The 17,088-nt window shown below is 67.5% G+C and carries 13 protein-coding genes; 10 read left to right on the top strand and 3 right to left on the bottom strand.

Annotated elements, in window-relative coordinates; genetic code table 11:
* Positions 1-48 precede the first annotated feature (48 nt).
* Positions 49-387 carry a hypothetical protein gene (locus AC1M0F_RS09520; protein ID WP_480237989.1) on the top strand — a complete coding sequence of 113 codons (339 nt, stop codon included), beginning with the start codon at positions 49-51 and terminating at the stop codon, positions 385-387.
* A 60-nt stretch (positions 388-447) separates the two neighbouring features.
* On the opposite strand, the gene xylB is transcribed toward AC1M0F_RS09520, so the two are convergent.
* From xylB to AC1M0F_RS09505, 3 genes are all read right to left on the bottom strand, one after another.
* Positions 448-1,845, bottom strand: coding sequence for a xylulokinase (xylB, locus tag AC1M0F_RS09515; RefSeq protein ID WP_480237988.1), 1,398 nt, complete (start codon positions 1,843-1,845; stop codon positions 448-450).
* Positions 1,846-1,935: 90 nt separating this feature from the next.
* Complete coding sequence (gene xylA, locus AC1M0F_RS09510; RefSeq protein WP_480237987.1) at positions 1,936-3,126, bottom strand: xylose isomerase; 1,191 nt, start codon at positions 3,124-3,126, stop codon at positions 1,936-1,938.
* 94 nt (positions 3,127-3,220) lie between these two features.
* Complete coding sequence (locus AC1M0F_RS09505) at positions 3,221-4,204, bottom strand: acetylxylan esterase (protein WP_480237986.1); 984 nt, start codon at positions 4,202-4,204, stop codon at positions 3,221-3,223.
* Positions 4,205-4,363: 159 nt separating this feature from the next.
* On the opposite strand from AC1M0F_RS09505, the gene AC1M0F_RS09500 reads away from it, so the two are divergent.
* From AC1M0F_RS09500 to AC1M0F_RS09460, 9 genes are all read left to right on the top strand, one after another.
* A complete protein-coding gene (locus AC1M0F_RS09500) occupies positions 4,364-5,371 on the top strand; it encodes a LacI family DNA-binding transcriptional regulator (protein WP_480237985.1) in 1,008 nt (335 codons plus the stop codon).
* A 97-nt stretch (positions 5,372-5,468) separates the two neighbouring features.
* Positions 5,469-6,767, top strand: coding sequence for an ABC transporter substrate-binding protein (locus AC1M0F_RS09495; protein ID WP_480237984.1), 1,299 nt, complete (start codon positions 5,469-5,471; stop codon positions 6,765-6,767).
* Positions 6,768-6,851: 84 nt separating this feature from the next.
* Positions 6,852-7,811 carry a carbohydrate ABC transporter permease gene (locus AC1M0F_RS09490; RefSeq protein WP_480237983.1) on the top strand — a complete coding sequence of 320 codons (960 nt, stop codon included), beginning with the start codon at positions 6,852-6,854 and terminating at the stop codon, positions 7,809-7,811.
* Positions 7,808-8,704, top strand: a complete 897-nt coding sequence (locus tag AC1M0F_RS09485; protein WP_480237982.1) for a carbohydrate ABC transporter permease — start codon at positions 7,808-7,810, stop codon at positions 8,702-8,704. The genes AC1M0F_RS09490 and AC1M0F_RS09485 overlap by 4 nt, the downstream gene beginning before the upstream one ends.
* 4 nt (positions 8,705-8,708) lie before the next feature.
* Positions 8,709-9,677 (top strand): aldo/keto reductase, encoded by a 969-nt coding sequence (locus AC1M0F_RS09480; RefSeq protein ID WP_480237981.1) that lies wholly within the window; start codon positions 8,709-8,711, stop codon positions 9,675-9,677.
* A gap of 46 nt (positions 9,678-9,723) precedes the next feature.
* Entirely contained in the window at positions 9,724-11,763 is a 2,040-nt protein-coding gene (locus tag AC1M0F_RS09475; RefSeq protein WP_480237980.1) for a beta-galactosidase, read from the top strand.
* Positions 11,760-14,093, top strand: a complete 2,334-nt coding sequence (gene yicI / locus AC1M0F_RS09470) for an alpha-xylosidase (RefSeq protein ID WP_480237979.1) — start codon at positions 11,760-11,762, stop codon at positions 14,091-14,093. Before AC1M0F_RS09475 ends, yicI begins: the two co-directional genes overlap by 4 nt.
* A 112-nt stretch (positions 14,094-14,205) precedes the next feature.
* Complete coding sequence (locus tag AC1M0F_RS09465; RefSeq protein ID WP_480237978.1) at positions 14,206-15,387, top strand: ROK family protein; 1,182 nt, start codon at positions 14,206-14,208, stop codon at positions 15,385-15,387.
* Between the two features lie 286 nt (positions 15,388-15,673).
* Positions 15,674-16,903, top strand: a complete 1,230-nt coding sequence (locus AC1M0F_RS09460; protein WP_480237977.1) for a multidrug effflux MFS transporter — start codon at positions 15,674-15,676, stop codon at positions 16,901-16,903.
* Positions 16,904-17,088: the final 185 nt, after the last annotated feature.

The raw sequence follows: 17,088 nt of genomic DNA, 5'->3' as shown, positions 1-17,088 counted from the left end.
CGTAGGGAAGCGCCACTACTGCACTCTCGACATCGGTAGGGTGTGGCCATGACTGAGACACCGGATGCCGCTGCTCCCCTCGAGCGCGCGGGCTGGATTCGCCGCAATGCGGCGCTGATCTGGGCCGGGGGACTCGTCCTGATCGGAGTCGTCGTCTCGGTGCTCGGATCGGGCCTGGCGCCCATCGCGATCGGACACCTCGGCTACGCGCCGCTCGCCGCGACGATCCTCTTCGACGGTCCGCCGTTCTGGCTGGAGCCCTTCTTCATCGGACTGGTCATCGCGCTGGCAGGGCTTCTCATTCTCGCCGCGAGCCTCGGCTACCGAGCCGGGGTCAAGCGCGCCCAGCTCACCCGCCCGTCCGTGACGGCATCGAGAGCGCAGTAGTGGCTCGAAAAGCGCTCAGTGAAGCGCCACTACTGCAGTCTCGACGCTCGGGCCGGGCACTCAGGCGCGGTGCGCCCGGTACTGCTCGCGGATGATCGACCGGAAGTCGACAGCGGGCTCGGCGACGATCGACAGCGGCCAGTCCGGGCGCTCACCGGTGAGGATCCACGCGGCCTGAGCCGCGGCACCAGCGGCGACGTATTCACCGGGGGTGGGGATGACGACGGGCACGTCGAAGACCTGGGCGGCGATCTGCTGAACGGCGGGGTTCTGGGCTGCACCGCCCACGATGAGGATGCGCTGCGCCTCGACACCCTGCGCGCGAACGGCCTCGAGACCGTCGGCGAGGCCGCAGAGCAGCCCCTCGATCGCGGCCCTCGCGAGGTTCTCGCGAGTGGTCGACCCGAGGGTCATGCCGAAGAGGGTCGCCGTGGCATCCGGAAGGTTCGGGGTGCGCTCGCCCTCGAAGTACGGCTGCAGGACGAGGCCGTCGGCACCGGGTTCTGCTGAGAGGGCGAGTGTGCCGAGTTCGTCGTGACTGACGCCGAGAAGCGCAGCGATCGAGTCGAGGATGCGTGCCGCGTTGAGGGTGGCGATGAGCGGGAGGAACAGGCCGGATGCGTCGGCGAACCCGGCGACGGTGCCTGTGGCATCCGTCGCCGGAGTCTCGGTGACGGCGAAGACGGTGCCGCTCGTTCCGATGGAGAGGACGACGTCACCGGCCGCAGCGCCCAGACCGAGGGCGGCGCCGGCGTTGTCGCCCGCGCCAGGCCCGACGAGCGTGCCACCGGGAGTGACGCCCGCCTGATCTCCTGGACCGAGAACGCGGGGGAGGACCGCCGAGTGGCCGAGGGCACGCTCGAAGAGTGCGAGGTCGTACTCGCCGGTGACGGCGGACCAGTACGCGGTTCCTGAGGCGTCCGACCGGTCGGTTGTGAGCTCTTCGAGCACAGGGCCGAGCTCGGATTCGTCCGCGGGGCCGAAGCCACGCAGGCGCCAGGTCAGCCAGTCGTGGGGGAGTGCGACGGCGGCGACCCTGACGGCGTTGTCCGGTTCGACATCGCGCAGCCAGCGGAGTTTGGACGCCGTGAACGAGGCGACGGGCACGACCCCGATGGCCTGGGCGTATTCGTCCGCGCCGACTTCGGCGATGAGGTCACGTGCGGCCTGAGCGCTCCTGGTGTCGTTCCAGAGCAGCGCGTCGCGGATGACGCGACCGTCGGCATCGAGCACAACCATTCCGTGCTGCTGTCCGCCGACAGAGATCGCCGCGACGTCATCGAGGCCGCCTGCCTCGGCGATTGCCGAGGTGAGGGCATCCCACCAGGCTGACGGTGGAACCTCGGTGCCTGCCGGATGCGACGCGCGGCCCTGGCGCACGATCGCGCCGGTGTCGGCATCCGTGACGACGATCTTGCAGCTCTGGGTCGATGAATCGATGCCGGCGACGAGTGTCATGGGGCCCTTCGGGGTCGAACGGTGAAGAACGCAGGCCCCGACGGATGGTGCTCGCCAATCCGTCAGGGCCCACGCCCGGTGTGATGGGGTCTATCGCGCGTTCAGCAGGTGCTCGAGAGCCAGCTGCTGAAGACGGACGAACCCGAAGCCCTTGCCGTTGAAGTAGGCGTCAGCGTCGAAGTTCTCGTACGCCGAGGTGTCGGCGAGGAAGTCGTCGTAGCTTTCCCCAGCGCCGAGGGTCGGGGTGCTGAGCTCGTCGACGCGCGAGGCGGCGAGGGCTTCCTGCACCTCGGGGTCGGCGCGGAACGCTGCTGCGCGCTCCTTGAGCAGGAGGTAGGTGCGCATGTTCGCCGCTGCGGACTCCCAGACACCGGTCTCGTCTTCTGTGCGGCTCGGCTTGTAGTCGAAGTGGCGGGGGCCGTCGTATGCCGGTCCGCCGTTCGGTCCGCCGTTTTCGAGCAGGTCGACGAGTGAGAACGCGTTCTGCAGGTCGCCGTGACCGAAAACGAGGTCCTGGTCGTACTTGATGCCACGCTGCCCGTTGAGGTCGATGTGGAAGAGCTTGCCTGCGTCCAGGGCCTGGGCGATGCCGGCGGTGAAGTTGAGCCCGGCCATCTGCTCGTGGCCGACCTCGGGGTTCACTCCGACGAGTTCGGGGCGCTCGAGGGTGTGGATGAAGGCGATCGCGTGTCCGAGGGTCGGCAGCAGGATGTCGCCGCGCGGCTCGTTGGGCTTGGGTTCGATCGCGAAGCGGATGTCGTAACCCTTGTCGGTGACGTAGTCGCCGAGCAGGTTGACGGCCTCGCGGTAGCGTTCGAGTGCGCCGCGGATGTCTTTGGCAGCGTCGTACTCAGCACCCTCGCGGCCGCCCCACATGACGAAGGTCTTGGCGCCGAGCTCGGCGGCGAGGTCGACGTTGCGCATGACCTTGCGGAGAGCGAAGCGGCGGACGTCGCGGTCGTTGGAGGTGAATCCGCCGTCCTTGAAGACCGGGGCGCTGAACAGGTTGGTGGTGACCATCGGCACGATGATGCCGGTGTCTGCGAGGGCCTGCTTGAGGCGGTCGATCTGCTTCTGGCGCTCGGCGTCGGTGGAGCCGAAGGCGAAGAGGTCGTCGTCGTGGAAGGTGAGACCGTATGCCCCGAGCTCGGAGATCTTCTCGACGCCGTGCACCACATCGAGGGGAGCGCGGGTCGGGCCGCCGAAGGGGTCGGCTCCGTTGTAGCCGATGGTCCAGAGCCCGAACGAGAACTTGTCTTCGCGGGTGGGGGTCAGTGACATGGGTCGTGCTCCGATTCAGCGTCGTTGATGATTTGTTGGTTGTTAAAACATATTACACGAGGCGCGCGGCCTGGCTACCCCTCACACCACAATTTCAGGAACTGTGGTCCGCGCGGCCGGCGTCGACCTCGCGGAAGAAGGCGATCGCCCGCTGCTCGTCGATGATGCCGCCTCCTTCGTGCCCGTTGTACTGCCAGAGCGACATCGACTTCTCGCCGGCGTAGACGTTGTACGCGCCGAAGATCGTGGACGGCGGGCAGGTGGCATCCATCTGGCTCGCGGAGAACAGGGCGGGCGCGTGCGCGCGCCTGGCGAAGTTCACGCCGTCGAAGTAGGGCAGCACGGCCGCGACGGTGTCGACCTTGTCGCGGTGGACGGCGAGGAAGTCGCGGATCTCCTTGTACGGGTAGGCGTCGGTGATCACCGTTGCGCGGGGGAAGTCGCAGAGGAACGGAACGCACGGCGCGACGGCGGCAAGGTCGGGCACGAGGCCGGCCACTGCGACCGCGATCCCTCCGCCCTGGCTCTGGCCGAACACGGAAACGCGCGCGGGGTCGACCATCGGAAGGTCGCGCACGGTGTCGATGGCGCGGACGGCGTCGGCGAACAGGCGCCGGTAGTAGTACGTCTCCCTGTCCTCGATCCCCCTCGTCATCACGCCAGGGCCCTGCGGCCCCGAGCCCACCGGGTCCGGGGTGTCGCCGCGCGACCAGACGCTCCCCTGGCCGCGGGTGTCCATCTGGAAGCTCACGAACCCGGACGACGCCCAGAGCAGGTTCTCGAGGTGATGCCCGCGTCCGCCGCCGTATCCGATGTACTGAACGACGGCGGGCAACGGCCCGGTCGCGCCCTTCGGCACACGCAGCCACGCCTTCACCTTCTGCCCGTCCCAGCCCGAGAACGTCACGTCGAAGACGTCGATGGTCGTGAGTCCCGAGTCGACCGGTTCGATGACGACAGCGGATGCCGCGGCGCGGGCGGCGGCGATGTTCGCCTCCCAGAACGCATCGAAATCCTCGGGTTCGGTCTGGCTGCTGCGGTAATCGGGGAGCTGGGATTCGGGCATGTCGACGTACATGGAGGCGCTTTCGCTCGGGAGACGGAAAATCTCTGACCACCCTAGCGAGGTCGATCGGAGATATGTCGGCGCAATCCACAAATGACTTGCGCCTGCCGGATCGGTGTCTTATGCTCCTGAGAAGCATCAGTCGAAACGTTTAGACAATGGAGTTCTCAGATGGCCAACATCCACGACGTCGCACGCGTCGCCGGTGTGTCCATCTCCACGGTCTCGTACGCGCTCAGCGGCAAACGGTCGATCGCCGAGTCCACGCGCCGCCGCATCGACGACGCCGTCCTCAAGCTCGACTACCGCCCGAACGCCGGTGCGCGGATGCTCAAGGGCACGCGCACGAACATCCTCGCCCTGAGCGCCCCTCTCCACTCCGGCACCTATGCGCCTGCCCACATGACCTTCGTGCTCTCCGTGGCCACCGCGGCTCGCAAATACGACTACGACGTGCTCCTGCTCACCCAGGACGAGGCGACGAGCGGCCTGCGTCGTGTCGCGCGGAGTTCACTCGTCGACGGCATCATCCTGCTCGACGTGTCAACGGTCGACGTGCGGACCGACCTCGTCCGCGAGCTGGGGCTCCCCGCCGCTCTGGTCGGAATCCCCGCAGACACCACAGGGCTCACCTGTGTCGACCTCGACTTCGAGGCGGCAGGGGCACTGAGCGTCCGACGGCTTGCCGAGCAGGGTCACCTGGCGATCGGACTGCTCGGACAGACCCCCATGGTCTACGAGCGCGGCTCGAACTTCCCCGCGCGATTCCGCAGCGGCTTCCTGGCCGAAGCGGAGCGCAGGGGACTGCGAGTCGGGTTCGTGCCGTCTGACGAAGACGCCGTGAGCGTCGCGCGCGCCTTCGACGACCTCGTGTCCGCGATCCCTGGGATGACCGCCCTCGTCCTCAACTCCAACGAATCCGTCCAGACCGCCCTGCTCGAACTGCTTCGGCACCGCGGCATCCGCGTACCGCAGGGCCTCTCGATCATCTCGGCCTGCTCCAGCTTCGATACCTCTCATTTCAACCCGCCCCTCGACGTCATCCCGCTTCCTGCCGACCTCTCCTGCACCAGGGCCATCGAGCTCACCATGGCGCAGCTGGCCGGCGACGTCGATCCGCACGTCGAGCTCATCGAGCCGTCGTATGTCGACCTCGGGTCGACGGCCCTCCCGACGTAACCGCCCCCTCGCCGTTACGTCGTTCTCTGTCCCGACTATCGAAACGTTTCGAACACCACTCAGCAGGCCCGCCTGCCTCTACAAGGAAGTAGCACTCATGAAGAAACGAAGGATCCCCCTCGCCGGAATCGCCGCCATCGGCGTCAGCGCCCTGCTGCTCAGCGGATGCTCCGGGGCCGCCGGTTCGTCCGACGGCGGCGACGTCACCCTCGACTTCTGGTCGTGGGCACCCAACACCCAGGAGCTCGTCGACGTCTGGAACGAGGAGAACCCCGACATCCAGGTCAAGTACACCGACGCCGGTGGAGGAAAAGACTCGTCCGCGAAGCTGCTCACCGCTAGCAGGGCAGGGAATGCGCCCGACCTCGCCGCCGTCGAGTACACGACGTTGCCGTCGCTCATCGTCGCCGATGTGCCGCTCGACATCACCGAGCTCGTCACCGACGCCAAGGATGCGTACACGGAGGGCACCTGGGAACAGGTCACCTTCGACGGCCACATCTTCGGGATGCCGCAGGATGTCGGACCGATGTCGTTCCTCTACCGTTCGGACAAGCTCGCCGAATGGGGCATCCCTGTTCCGACCACCTGGCAGGAATTCGCCGACGCCGCGAAGGCCGTCCGTGCTGCCGACCCGAACGCCTACCTCGCGTCCCTCCCCGCCGGCGAGTTCGGCTTCTACGCCGGAGTGGCCACGCAGGCGGGCTCGGAATGGTGGTCGATCAAGGACGACACCTGGACAGTCGGAATCGCCGACGAGGAATCGCTGGCCGTCGCTGACTTCTTCGAGAAGCTCGTCGCCGAGGATCTCGTCAACACCGACCCGCTCCTCACTCCCGAGTGGAACGCCAAGGCGAACAGCGGGCAGGTCCTCTCCTGGCCGTCTGCGCTCTGGTCGCCGGGTGTGATCGAGGGCGTCGCCCCCGACACGATCGGCAAGTGGTCGATGGCCCCCCTGCCACAGTGGGAGGCGGGCGAAAAGGCCGTCGCCTACCAGGGCGGATCGAGCGTCATCGTGACCAAGAACTCCGAGCACCCCGAAGAGGCCGCGAAGTTCGCGACCTGGCTGAACGCCAGCGAAGAGGGCGCCAACCTGGTGCTGACCGTCCAGAACGGCTACCCGGCCGCCATCTCCGGCCAGGAAGACGCCACCTCGAGCGAACCACCCGCGCTCATGCCGCAGCAGACCGACTACTACGACCTGGCCGCCGAGATCTCGTCCGACACCATCCCCGTCACCTGGGGACCGAACGTCAACGTCGCCGAGAGCACCTTCACCGACCTGCTGAACAAGGCCATCGCCGACGGCACGCCGTGGCGTGACGCGTTCATCGCCGTTCAGGACGTCGTCGTCAAGGACATGGTCAAGGCCGGATTCACGGTCTCCAACAAGTAACGCGACCCGTCGCGCTTCCGCCGCCAGGCATCCGCTCGCCCTCTCGACGGGCGGATGCCTGGGGGCACGAAGAAAGGACAGCACGTGTCTACATCACTCGCCACCAGGCCGCCGGTCACCGGCGTGCGCCAGCAGCAGCCGAGGCGCAGGAGACGACGGACGATCGCGCCATACGTCTTCCTGGCGCCCGCCCTCGCGCTGTTCGTGGTCTTCATGCTCGTGCCGATCGTCTATGCGGCCTACCTGAGCTTCCAGACCTACAAACTCGAGGGCGGTGGGATCCTCGGCACCCGCGTGCAGGTGTTCGCCGGACTCGAGAACTACATCGCCGTCCTCACCGATCCTGAACTCGGTGCAGGATTCGGACGCCTTGCGGTCTACGGCATCATCTCGGTGCCGCTGACTCTCGGCCTCGCCCTGCTCTTCGCACTGCTTCTCGACGTGCAGACGGTGAAGGCCAAGCGCTTCTCCCGCATCGCGATCTTCATCCCGTACGCGGTCCCCGGCGTCGTGGCCGCCCTGCTCTGGGGATTCATGTACCTGCCGGGGACGAGCCCGTTCTCGTACATCACGAACGCACTCGGCTGGGGCACGATCCCGTTCCTCGACGACCCGGCGATCTTCGGATCCATCGCCAACATCGCGGTCTGGGGTGGTGTCGGCTTCAACATGATCATCATCTACACGGCACTCCGCGGCATCCCGACCGAGATCTACGAGGCCGCGCGGATCGACGGCGCGAACGAGTGGCAGATCGCATTGCGCATCAAGGTGCCGCTCGTCGTCCCGGCCCTCGTCCTCACCGGGATCTTCTCCCTCATCGGTGCACTCCAGCTGTATTCGGAGCCGATGACGCTCAAGCCGATGACCAACGAGATCAGCCAGTCCTGGGTGCCGCTGATGACCATCTACAAGATGGCCTTCATCACCGATGACCTGCCTGGTGCCGCCGCCCTCTCGGTCGTGCTCGCCGTCGGAACGGTCATCGTCTCCGCCCTTGTTCTCTGGCTCACCAACCGCAAATCGACAGGAGCCGTCTCATGACCGCCATCGCCCGTGCGCCACGGTCGTCTCTGCGCGCCCCATCCGCCCCCGGTTCCCGGCCGTCGCTCAGGGCGCGCCTGATCCCGACGATCATCCTCCTCATCGGCGCCGCATACTGCCTCGTCCCCGTCGCATGGGTGTTCTCCGCGATGACGAAATCGCGCAGCGAGCTGTTCACGACGTTCTCCTTCGTTCCGGGTACCGGTCTGTGGGAGAACCTCTCCGCGCTCTTCAGCTACGGCGGAGGACAGTACGGGATGTGGGCACTCAACTCCCTCCTCTACGCGGGTGTCGGCGGCGTGCTGTCGACCCTCGTATCGGCGATGGCCGGCTACGCCCTCGCGAAGTACGAATTCAGGGGCAGGAATCTCATCTTCTTCACCATCCTCGGTGGCGTGCTCATCCCCGGCATCACCCTGGCCATCCCTCAATACCTGCTGCTCTCGCAGCTCGGACTGGCGGGCGGATACCTCTCCGTGCTGCTGCCGCTGATCATCAGCCCGTTCGGCATCTATCTCTCCCGCGTCTACGCGGCGTCGGCCATCCCGTCCGACATCATGGAGGCCTCCCGCATCGACGGGGCGAGCGAGTGGCGGATCTTCCGCTCGATGGCGCTGCCGATGATGGTGCCTGGGATGGTCACCGTCTTCATGCTGCAGTTCGTCGGCATCTGGAACAACTTCCTCCTGCCGTACGTCATGCTGTCCAACCAGGAGAGCTATCCGCTCACCGTCGGCCTGTACACGCTGCTGTCGAAGGGCTCGGGCACTCCGGCGCTCTACGGCCTGGCCATCACGGGTGCGGCGATCTCCATCGTCCCTCTCGTGCTGCTCATGCTGTTCCTGCAGCGGTTCTGGCGCCTGGATCTGCTGTCCGGTGGACTGAAAGGCTGAGCCCATGACGCCACCAGCATCCCTCCGCCCCCTCGGGACAGGCGGCCCGCTCGTCTCACGCCTCTGCCTCGGCACATCGTCCTGGTCGCAGGCCCGGGTCGGGAACGGGCCAGTGCCCGCGCTCGATGAGGTACTCGGCATGCCCGCAGACGCCCCAGGGCGCATCACCTTCCTCGACACGTCGAATGAGTACGGCGGGGGCAACAGTGAGATCGTGATCGGTGCGGCCATCGACGGCGGACCTGGCGACATCGTTCTCCAGACGAAGCTCGATCGCGACCCGGACACCGGCGACTTCGGCGGCGAGCGGATGCGACGGAGCCTCGCCGAGAGCCTCGACCGGCTCCGAATCGAATCGGTTCCCCTGCTGTACCTGCACGATCCAGAACTGATCAGCTACGACGAGGCCTTCGCCGTCGACGGCCCGGTCGCCGCCCTCGTGGCGATGAAGGAATCAGGGGTCGCCGAGCGGATCGGCATCTCCGGCGGTCCTGCGCCGATGCTCAGCCACTACGTCGGGACCGGGCTGTTCGACGCGGTGATCACTCACAACAGGTTCACCCTCGTCGACCGCTCGTCGGCTGAACTCGTCGCCGAAGCGGCAGGGCGCGGCATGGCCGTGGTGAACGCCGCGGTCTACGGAGGAGGCGCCCTCGCCAACTGGCCGCGACCGGCGACCCGGTATGCCTACGAGCAGGCCACCCCTGCCGTCACCGATGCCGTCCGGCTGATGGGAGAGGCCTGCGCGCGCGCTGGGGTTCCTCTTGCCGCCGCAGCCATCCAGTTCAGTTCGCGGCACCCGGATGTCACGTCTACCGTGATCGGCGCGACCTCCGCCGCCCACATCCGGGACGCCATCGCCGCAGACCTCCTCGACATCCCCGAGTCGCTCTGGGAGGAACTCGAAACGCTCGTGCCACCGTCGAACGCGTGGAAAGAACCACCGTCGTCGACCTGGCCGCCGGCATCCTGACCCGTCCCCTGCACACGCAGCTCCACCGAAAGAGAACCTCACCGTCATGAACAGCATCCTGTCCTGCGCCAACGACCTGCCGGAGCCGACCGCGTTCCGCCGGATCTCCGACGGATTCGCCTTCGGAGGCGACTACAGCCCAGAGCAGTGGCCGGAGGAGGTCTGGATCGAAGACATCGAGCTGATGCGCCGCGCAGGGGTGAACTCGGTCAACCTCGGCGTCTTCTCCTGGGGCCTGATCGAGGTGGCAGACGGGGAGTTCGACTTCGGCTGGCTCGATCGCATCATGGACCTCCTGCACGAGGGCGGAGTGGGCGTCAACCTGGCCACCCCGACCGCCGCGCCGCCGATCTGGCTGCACCAGGCACACCCGGAGATCCTCCCCGTCGACGACCGCGGCGTTCGGCTGGCACAGGGTGGCCGTCTCGGTTGGTCACCCAGCTCGGCGACCTTTCGGAGGTACGCCCTCCGCATCGTCGAGAAGCTCGCCGAACGCTACGGCGAGCACCCGGCGCTGCGCCTCTGGCACGTGAGCAACGAACTGGGCAACGAGAACAACCATTGCTTCAGCGACGAAACCGGACTCGCGTGGCAGGCCTGGCTGGAGAAGAAGTTCGGCGCCATCGACGCGCTCAACGACGCCTGGGGCACGGCGTTCTGGGGCCACCACTACACCTCGTTCGACCAGGTCCAGCCGCCGCGGCACAGCGGCACAGGGCACAACCCCGGCCTGCTGCTCGATTTCGAGCGCTTCAGCTCAGACGCGCTGCTCGACCACTATCGCGCAGAGCGGGAGGTGCTCCGCCGGATCACACCGAACATCCCCATCACCACCAACTTCATGGTGCAGAACCACCCTGGCGTCGCCGACTACCGAGCCTGGGCAGCCGAGGTCGACCTGGTCGCCAACGACCACTACACGATCGGCATCGACCCCGAACGGCACGGGGAGCTGGCATTCAGCGCCGACCGCGTGCGGGGTATGGCAGGGGGCGACCCCTGGCTGCTGATCGAACACTCGACATCTGCTGTCAACTGGCAGCCGCGCAACCGCGCGAAGTCCCCAGGGGAGCTTGCCCGCAACAGCCTCGCCCACATCGCCCGCGGCGCCGAAGGCGCACTGTTCTTCCAGTGGCGCCAGTCGACGGCAGGAAGCGAACAGTTCCACTCCGCGGTCGTCCCGCACGGCGGAGCGGACACGAAGGTCTACCGCGAAGCCGAAGCCCTCGGTGCGACGCTCAAGGCGATCGCAGAGGTGGCCGGGAGTCGCGTCGAACGCGCATCCGTCGCGATGCTGTTCGACTACGACGCCGCCATGGCCCTCCGCGCCGGGCGGAAACCGACCGTCGACGTCACAGCGATCGACCAGGCGCTCGAACTCCATCGCGCATTCACCGCGCGGGGGATCGCCGTCGACATCCTCCACCCGTCGGACGATCTCGACGGCTACACGGCCGTCGTCGTGCCCACCCTGCTCCTGATGAGCGGCGAGAACGCCGCGCGGCTGACCGCCTGGGTCGACGGCGGCGGGCACGCGATCGTCACCTACTTCTCCGGCATCGTCGACGAGCACAACCGGGTGCACGGCACATACCCCGGTGTCCTCCGTGAACTGCTCGGCGTGCGGGTGGAGGAGTTCTACCCGCTGTTCGAAGGCGAACAGGTCACCATCGACAACGGCTGGGCCGGCTCGATCTGGACCGAGCTCGCCCACCTCGACGGAGCCGAACCGGTTGCCTCGTACACGTCGGGCGAACTCGCCGGCGTCCCGGTGATCACGCGGAACCCGGTCGGCTCGGGCACCGCCACATACGTGGCCACCCACCTCGATGCCGCATCCACTGGAGAGCTCGTCGACGACCTCGTCAGCCGCGCCGCCCTCCGGCCGGTCGCCGTCGCCGACCGGGGCCTCGAACTGGTGCGCCGGGTCGGTCAGGACCGGTCGTGGCTCTTCGCCATCAACCATTCGTCCACACCGCTGCGCCTCGAGGCCTCGGGTCTCGACCTCGTCACCGACACCCGATTCGAGCCGGGCCCCGTCGCGCCCGGCGCCGTCATCGTTCTCAGAGAGGACACCCGCGCATGAAGTTCACAGACGGATACTGGCTCGCGCGCCCAGGCGTCACCGCTCTGTACGCCCAGGAGGCATACGACATCGACCCCGGTGAGGACGTGCTTCGGATCACGGCCCCCACGAAGGTGATCGAACGCCGTGGTGACGTGCTCAACCGCCCCGCGCTGACCGTGACCCTGTCCTCGCCGCTCGACGGCGTCATCCGGGTGCGGGTCGAGAAGGACACGGGCGCTGCCACCGGCCCCGGCTTCGACCTCGTCGGCGCCGGCGACCCGGACGTCGCGATCGAGGTGACGGATGCCGGAGGCGCGCTCACCGCGGGACCGCTCACCGCGCGCATCGCGCAGGGGGCCCCGTGGAACCTGAGTTTCGAGGCCGAGGGCCGCACGCTCACGTCGAGCGGCCACAAGTCGATCGGATACATGGCCCTGTCAGACGGCGCGCCTGTCACCACCGAGCCGGCCGGGCTTTCGGGCGTCACCGAGACCGGCCTCGCACCGGCATCCGCCTACCTGCACGGTCGACTGTCTCTCGGCGTCGGCGAACTCGTCTACGGCCTGGGTGAACGGTTCGGCCCGCTCGTCAAGAACGGTCAGACCGTCGACATCTGGAACGCCGACGGCGGAACGTCGAGCGAGCAGTCATACAAGAACGTGCCGTTCTACCTCACCAACCGTGGCTACGGGGTGCTCGTCAACCACCCGGAGCACGTCTCGTTCGAGGTCGGAACCGAGAGCGTCGAAGAGGTCCAGTTCTCGGTCGCCGGCGAAGCACTCGAGTATCTCGTCATCTACGGTCCGACCCAGAAGGACGTGCTCGAGCGGTACACCCGGCTGACCGGGCGACCCGCCCGCGTGCCCGCGTGGTCGTACGGCCTGTGGCTGTCGACGTCGTTCACCACGCAATACGACGAGGCGACCGTCTCCAGCTTCATCGACGGGATGGCCGAACGGGACCTCCCGCTCAGTGTTTTCCACTTCGACTGCTTCTGGATGCGTGAGTTCAACTGGACCGACTTCGAGTGGGACCCGCGGGTGTTTCCCGACCCGGAGGGCATGCTCGCCCGCCTGCACGACAGGAACCTGCACGTCTCCGCGTGGATCAACCCGTACATCGGCCAGCGCGCCGCCATCTTCGCCGAGGCCCGCGACGCCGGCTACCTCGTGAAGAAGCCCAACGGGGATGTCTGGCAGTGGGACATGTGGCAGGCGGGCATGGGCCTCGTCGACTTCACCAATCCGGATGCCACGGCCTGGTTCCAGGACAAGCTCCGGCGCCTGTTCGAGCAGGGGGTAGACGCCATCAAGACCGACTTCGGTGAGCGCATCCCTACAGACGTCGTCTGGCACGACGGATCGTCGCCTGACGTGATGCACAACTGGTACACCCAGCTCTACAACAAAGCCGTCTTCGAGGTGCTGGAGGAGCACCGCGGGCAGGGCGACGCCGTGCTCTTCGCCCGGTCGGCGACGGTCGGCGGCCAGCAGCAGCCGGTGCACTGGGGCGGAGACAACTCGTCGAGCTTCGAATCGATGGCCGAGACCCTCCGCGGCGGGCTGTCGCTCGCGTTCAGCGGCTTCGGCTACTGGAGCCACGACATCGGCGGGTTCGAGGGCATGCCGGACGCTGCGGTGTTCAAGCGCTGGCTCGCGTTCGGACTGCTGTCGAGCCACTCCCGCCTACACGGCTCGACGAGTTACCGCGTGCCATGGCTGTTCGACGACGGCACGGAGGCAGAGGGCCTGAGCGCCGTCGACGTGACTCGGCGCTTCACGAAACTCAAGCTCGAACTCATGCCGTACCTGTACGAGGTCGGGCTGGAGGCGCACGCGACCGGCTCGCCGTTCATGCGTCCCATGCAGCTGGAGTTCGACGGCGATCCGGCTGTCGACTACCTCGACCGCCAGTACCTCCTCGGCTCCGACCTCCTCGTCGCACCGGTGTTCAGTGCGGCCGGCGACGTTCAGTTCTACCTGCCGGCGGGCACGTGGACGAACTACCTCACCGGCGACGTCGTGGACGGTCCGTCCTGGCGGACGGAGACGCACGCCTTCGACAGCCTCCCACTCTGGGTGCGTGAGGGGTCGGTGATCGTCACAGGGTCACGCACCGATCGACCGGACTACGACTACACCGACGGCGCCATCGTCACCGTGTACCCCGGCTTCAGCGGAACACGGACGGTCGCCGTCTCGAACCCGCTCGACGGGGCATCCGTCACCCTCACGGTCACACGCGACGGTGAGACGATCACCGTGACGAGCGACGCGGATGCCACCTTCTCGGCCAGGCGTGCGGGCGGGCACACCGTCGGTGCGCGCGACCGATCGGCCGTGATCTGACCCGGATGCCCGCCACGCCCCGGCGGGGCGTGGCGGCCGTAGGGGCACGACCTTCGGTATCGTTCGAGGGAGCCGGCAACCAGTCGGCCTGCGACAGACCTCTGGACTTCCTGTGAACAACCGCGGTACCAACCTCGACACCGTCCGGCAGCACAACCTCTCGAGAATCTTCGGGCTCGTGCACCGTGAAGGCGCCGTGTCGCGCTCGACGCTCACCAGGCAGACCGGACTGAACCGCTCGACCGTCGCCGCCCTCGTCGGCGAACTCGCCGCACTGCGGCTCGTCATCGAGGTCGAGCCGGCCGGCGCGCGCAGCGTCGGCAGACCGTCTCCCGTGGTGCGGCCGCATCCGGACTGCGTCGCCTTCGCTGTGAACCCTGAGCAGGACGCCATCACCGTCGGCGTCGTCCGCATGCACGGCGAGGTCGTGTCCCAGGTGCGCCACGACCTCGACGAACCGCTCGGCGTGGCCGAGACGGTGCGGGTGACCGCGAAACTGATCGCCGGCCTCAGGGCCGGGCTGCCGGCATCCGTCGTCATCGTCGGTGTCGGGGTCGCCGTGCCAGGTCTTGTCCGCTCTGACGGACTCGTGAGGCTCGCACCGCACCTCGGCTGGGTCGACGAACCGGTTGCGACGCTCCTCGCCGACGCCACCGGGTACCCGACCCTGGCGGGGAACGACGCGAGCCTCGGCGCGCTCGCCGAGCACATCTTCGGCGTCGGCCGTGACGTCCGAGATCTCATCTACCTCAACGGAGGCGCCAGCGGTATCGGTGGCGGAGTGATCGCCAACGGGATGCCTCTCGGCGGGGTCGGCGGGTACGCGGGGGAGTTCGGTCACAACCTCGTCACCGCGCCCGACGGACCAGACCAGCCGTCGACAGGGGGAGCGCTCGAGGACGAAGTCAACCGTGGCCGCCTGCTGGACCTGCTCGGGCTGAAGTCGGCGGACTCGGCCCAGCTCGAAAGTGCGCTCCTCGACTCGGGGTTGCAGACGGTGACGAGCGAGGTCAGACGCCAGCTCGGCATCCTGAGCGTGGCACTGCGCAACGCCATCAACGTGCTCAACCCGGAACTCGTCGTGCTCGGCGGATTCCTCGGCTCGATCTACGCCGTCGACCCCGAGCTGCTCGACCGGCTCGTCGAAGGACAGACCCTGGCCGCGTCGTTCGAGGAGGTGCGGATCGTCCGCGCCACGCTCGGGGCCGACCTGCTCCTGATCGGTGCTGCCGAGCTGGCATTCGAGCCGCTCATCGCCGACCCGGCGCACGTCGCGGGAGCGGTCACGGCCTGATCACCCCGCACGGGCCCGCTCAGCAGGAGAGCGTGCCCGAAAACAGCCGTTCGCTCCTGTTGGACGTGCGCTCGGAGCGATAACTCCCGTCGAGCGCGCAGTAACTTGACTTTCCGCTGCAACGGCAACCGGATGCTAATCTTGAGAGCGTCGGCCTCGAATCGATTCGATGAAGTTTCGCCTGACGGGAATATCGCGCCTCAGCCACGCGGTTACGTTCAGGGCACCGGCAGATTCCGCCCGTGGCATCCGCGGCGCAGCCCGCTCCTATCTAGGACTTCATCTCGTGACTACCGTTGTGCACCCCGGCGACTCCCTCTCCCGCCGGCAGAGGCTCGTCTACATCCTCGTTCTCGGGTCGCTCACCGCGCTCGGACCGTTCACCATCGACCTGTACCTGCCCGCCTTCCCGGTGCTCGAGGACGACCTCAACGTCTCGGCAACCCTGATCCAGCTCACCCTCACCGGAACGACCCTCGGTTTCGCCATCGGGCAGCTGTTCATGGGGCCGTGGAGCGACAAGGTGGGGCGCAGGCTCCCGCTCATCCTCGCCACGAGCGTTCACGTGGCCGCGAGCATCGGCGTCGCGCTCTCGCCCGACATCGTCTGGCTCAGCGCGTTCCGCGTGCTGCAGGGTGCTGGCGCAGCGGCCGGCGGTGTCGTGGCGATGGCCATGGTCCGCGACCTCTTCGGCGGCAAGCCGCTGGTTCGGATGCTGTCCCGTCTTGCCCTCGTGAACGGCCTCGCGCCGATCCTCGCCCCGGTGATCGGCTCGCAGCTGCTGCTGTTCCTCGACTGGCGTGGACTGTTCGTGTTCCTGGCCATCTACGGCATCATCGTGGTCGTCGCCGTCTCGCTGTTCATCGTCGAGACCCTTCCGCCTGCGCGCCGTTCGATCGCCGGTCACTCGACCGTCCGCGACCGGTATCGTTCGGTGTTCAGCGACCGCGTGTTCGTCGGCGTCGCCGTGATCGGCGGAATGAGCTTCTCCGGGTTGTTCGCCTACCTGTCCGCGTCGTCGTTCCTGTTCCAGGAGGTCTACAACCTCGACCCACAGCAGTACGGCTTCCTGTTCGCCGTCAACTCGCTCGGCATCGTGGTCGGTGTGCAGATCTCGTCCCGCCTGATGCGACGGTTCGGCCCGCAGTGGATCCTCGCCGCCACCACGATCACGCAGGCGATCGCCGCCCTGCTGATCGTGAGCCTCGGCATGGCGGGCGCAGGGCTCATCGGCATCCTCGTGCCCTTGTTCGTCTTCATCGCTGCCGCAGGGTTCGGGTTCCCCGCCGTGCAGGTCCTCGCCCTCGTCAACCACGGCCGTGAGGCCGGAACGGCGGCATCCCTCCTCGGCGCCCTCAACTTCGGGCTCGCCGGACTGATCTCACCGATCGTCGGCTGGCTCGGCATCGACACGGCGATCCCCATGGGATCGGTGATGCTCGCCACCTCGCTCGTGTCGGTCGGAGCGCTCTGGCTCATCGTGCAGCCCAAACGGGTGCCTGCGCTCGTCGGCTGACGGCCGGTCGCGCCGGCGGACCGTCACGCGCGGGTGAATCGGCCCCGCGCGGGTGAAAAAACACCCGCGCGACGCCGGTCGACCCGCGCGACCCCGCCGACGGCATCCCACCCCGCGCCATTGGGCCCCGTTCAGGGGACAGTGGCGGTAGCATCGGAGCACAGCGACTCCGGGATCCCATGAGG

Source organism: Mycetocola sp. Y719 (genome assembly GCF_056713205.1).
Note: the sequence above shows the minus strand (reverse complement) of the source record. Positions and strands in the feature narration are given on the sequence as shown.

What these genes read in the sequence shown, in the direction of transcription:
- AC1M0F_RS09480 (WP_480237981.1), top strand. Translation starts at nt 8,709, where the DNA reads ATGACGCCACCAGCATCCCTCCGCCCCCTCGGGACAGGCGGCCCGCTC.
- yicI (WP_480237979.1), top strand. Translation starts at nt 11,760, where the DNA reads ATGAAGTTCACAGACGGATACTGGCTCGCGCGCCCAGGCGTCACCGCT.
- AC1M0F_RS09485 (WP_480237982.1), top strand. Translation starts at nt 7,808, where the DNA reads ATGACCGCCATCGCCCGTGCGCCACGGTCGTCTCTGCGCGCCCCATCC.
- AC1M0F_RS09495 (WP_480237984.1), top strand. Translation starts at nt 5,469, where the DNA reads ATGAAGAAACGAAGGATCCCCCTCGCCGGAATCGCCGCCATCGGCGTC.
- AC1M0F_RS09520 (WP_480237989.1), top strand. Translation starts at nt 49, where the DNA reads ATGACTGAGACACCGGATGCCGCTGCTCCCCTCGAGCGCGCGGGCTGG.
- xylA (WP_480237987.1), bottom strand. Translation starts at nt 3,126, where the DNA reads ATGTCACTGACCCCCACCCGCGAAGACAAGTTCTCGTTCGGGCTCTGG.
- AC1M0F_RS09475 (WP_480237980.1), top strand. Translation starts at nt 9,724, where the DNA reads ATGAACAGCATCCTGTCCTGCGCCAACGACCTGCCGGAGCCGACCGCG.
- AC1M0F_RS09500 (WP_480237985.1), top strand. Translation starts at nt 4,364, where the DNA reads ATGGCCAACATCCACGACGTCGCACGCGTCGCCGGTGTGTCCATCTCC.
- xylB (WP_480237988.1), bottom strand. Translation starts at nt 1,845, where the DNA reads ATGACACTCGTCGCCGGCATCGATTCATCGACCCAGAGCTGCAAGATC.
- AC1M0F_RS09505 (WP_480237986.1), bottom strand. Translation starts at nt 4,204, where the DNA reads ATGTACGTCGACATGCCCGAATCCCAGCTCCCCGATTACCGCAGCAGC.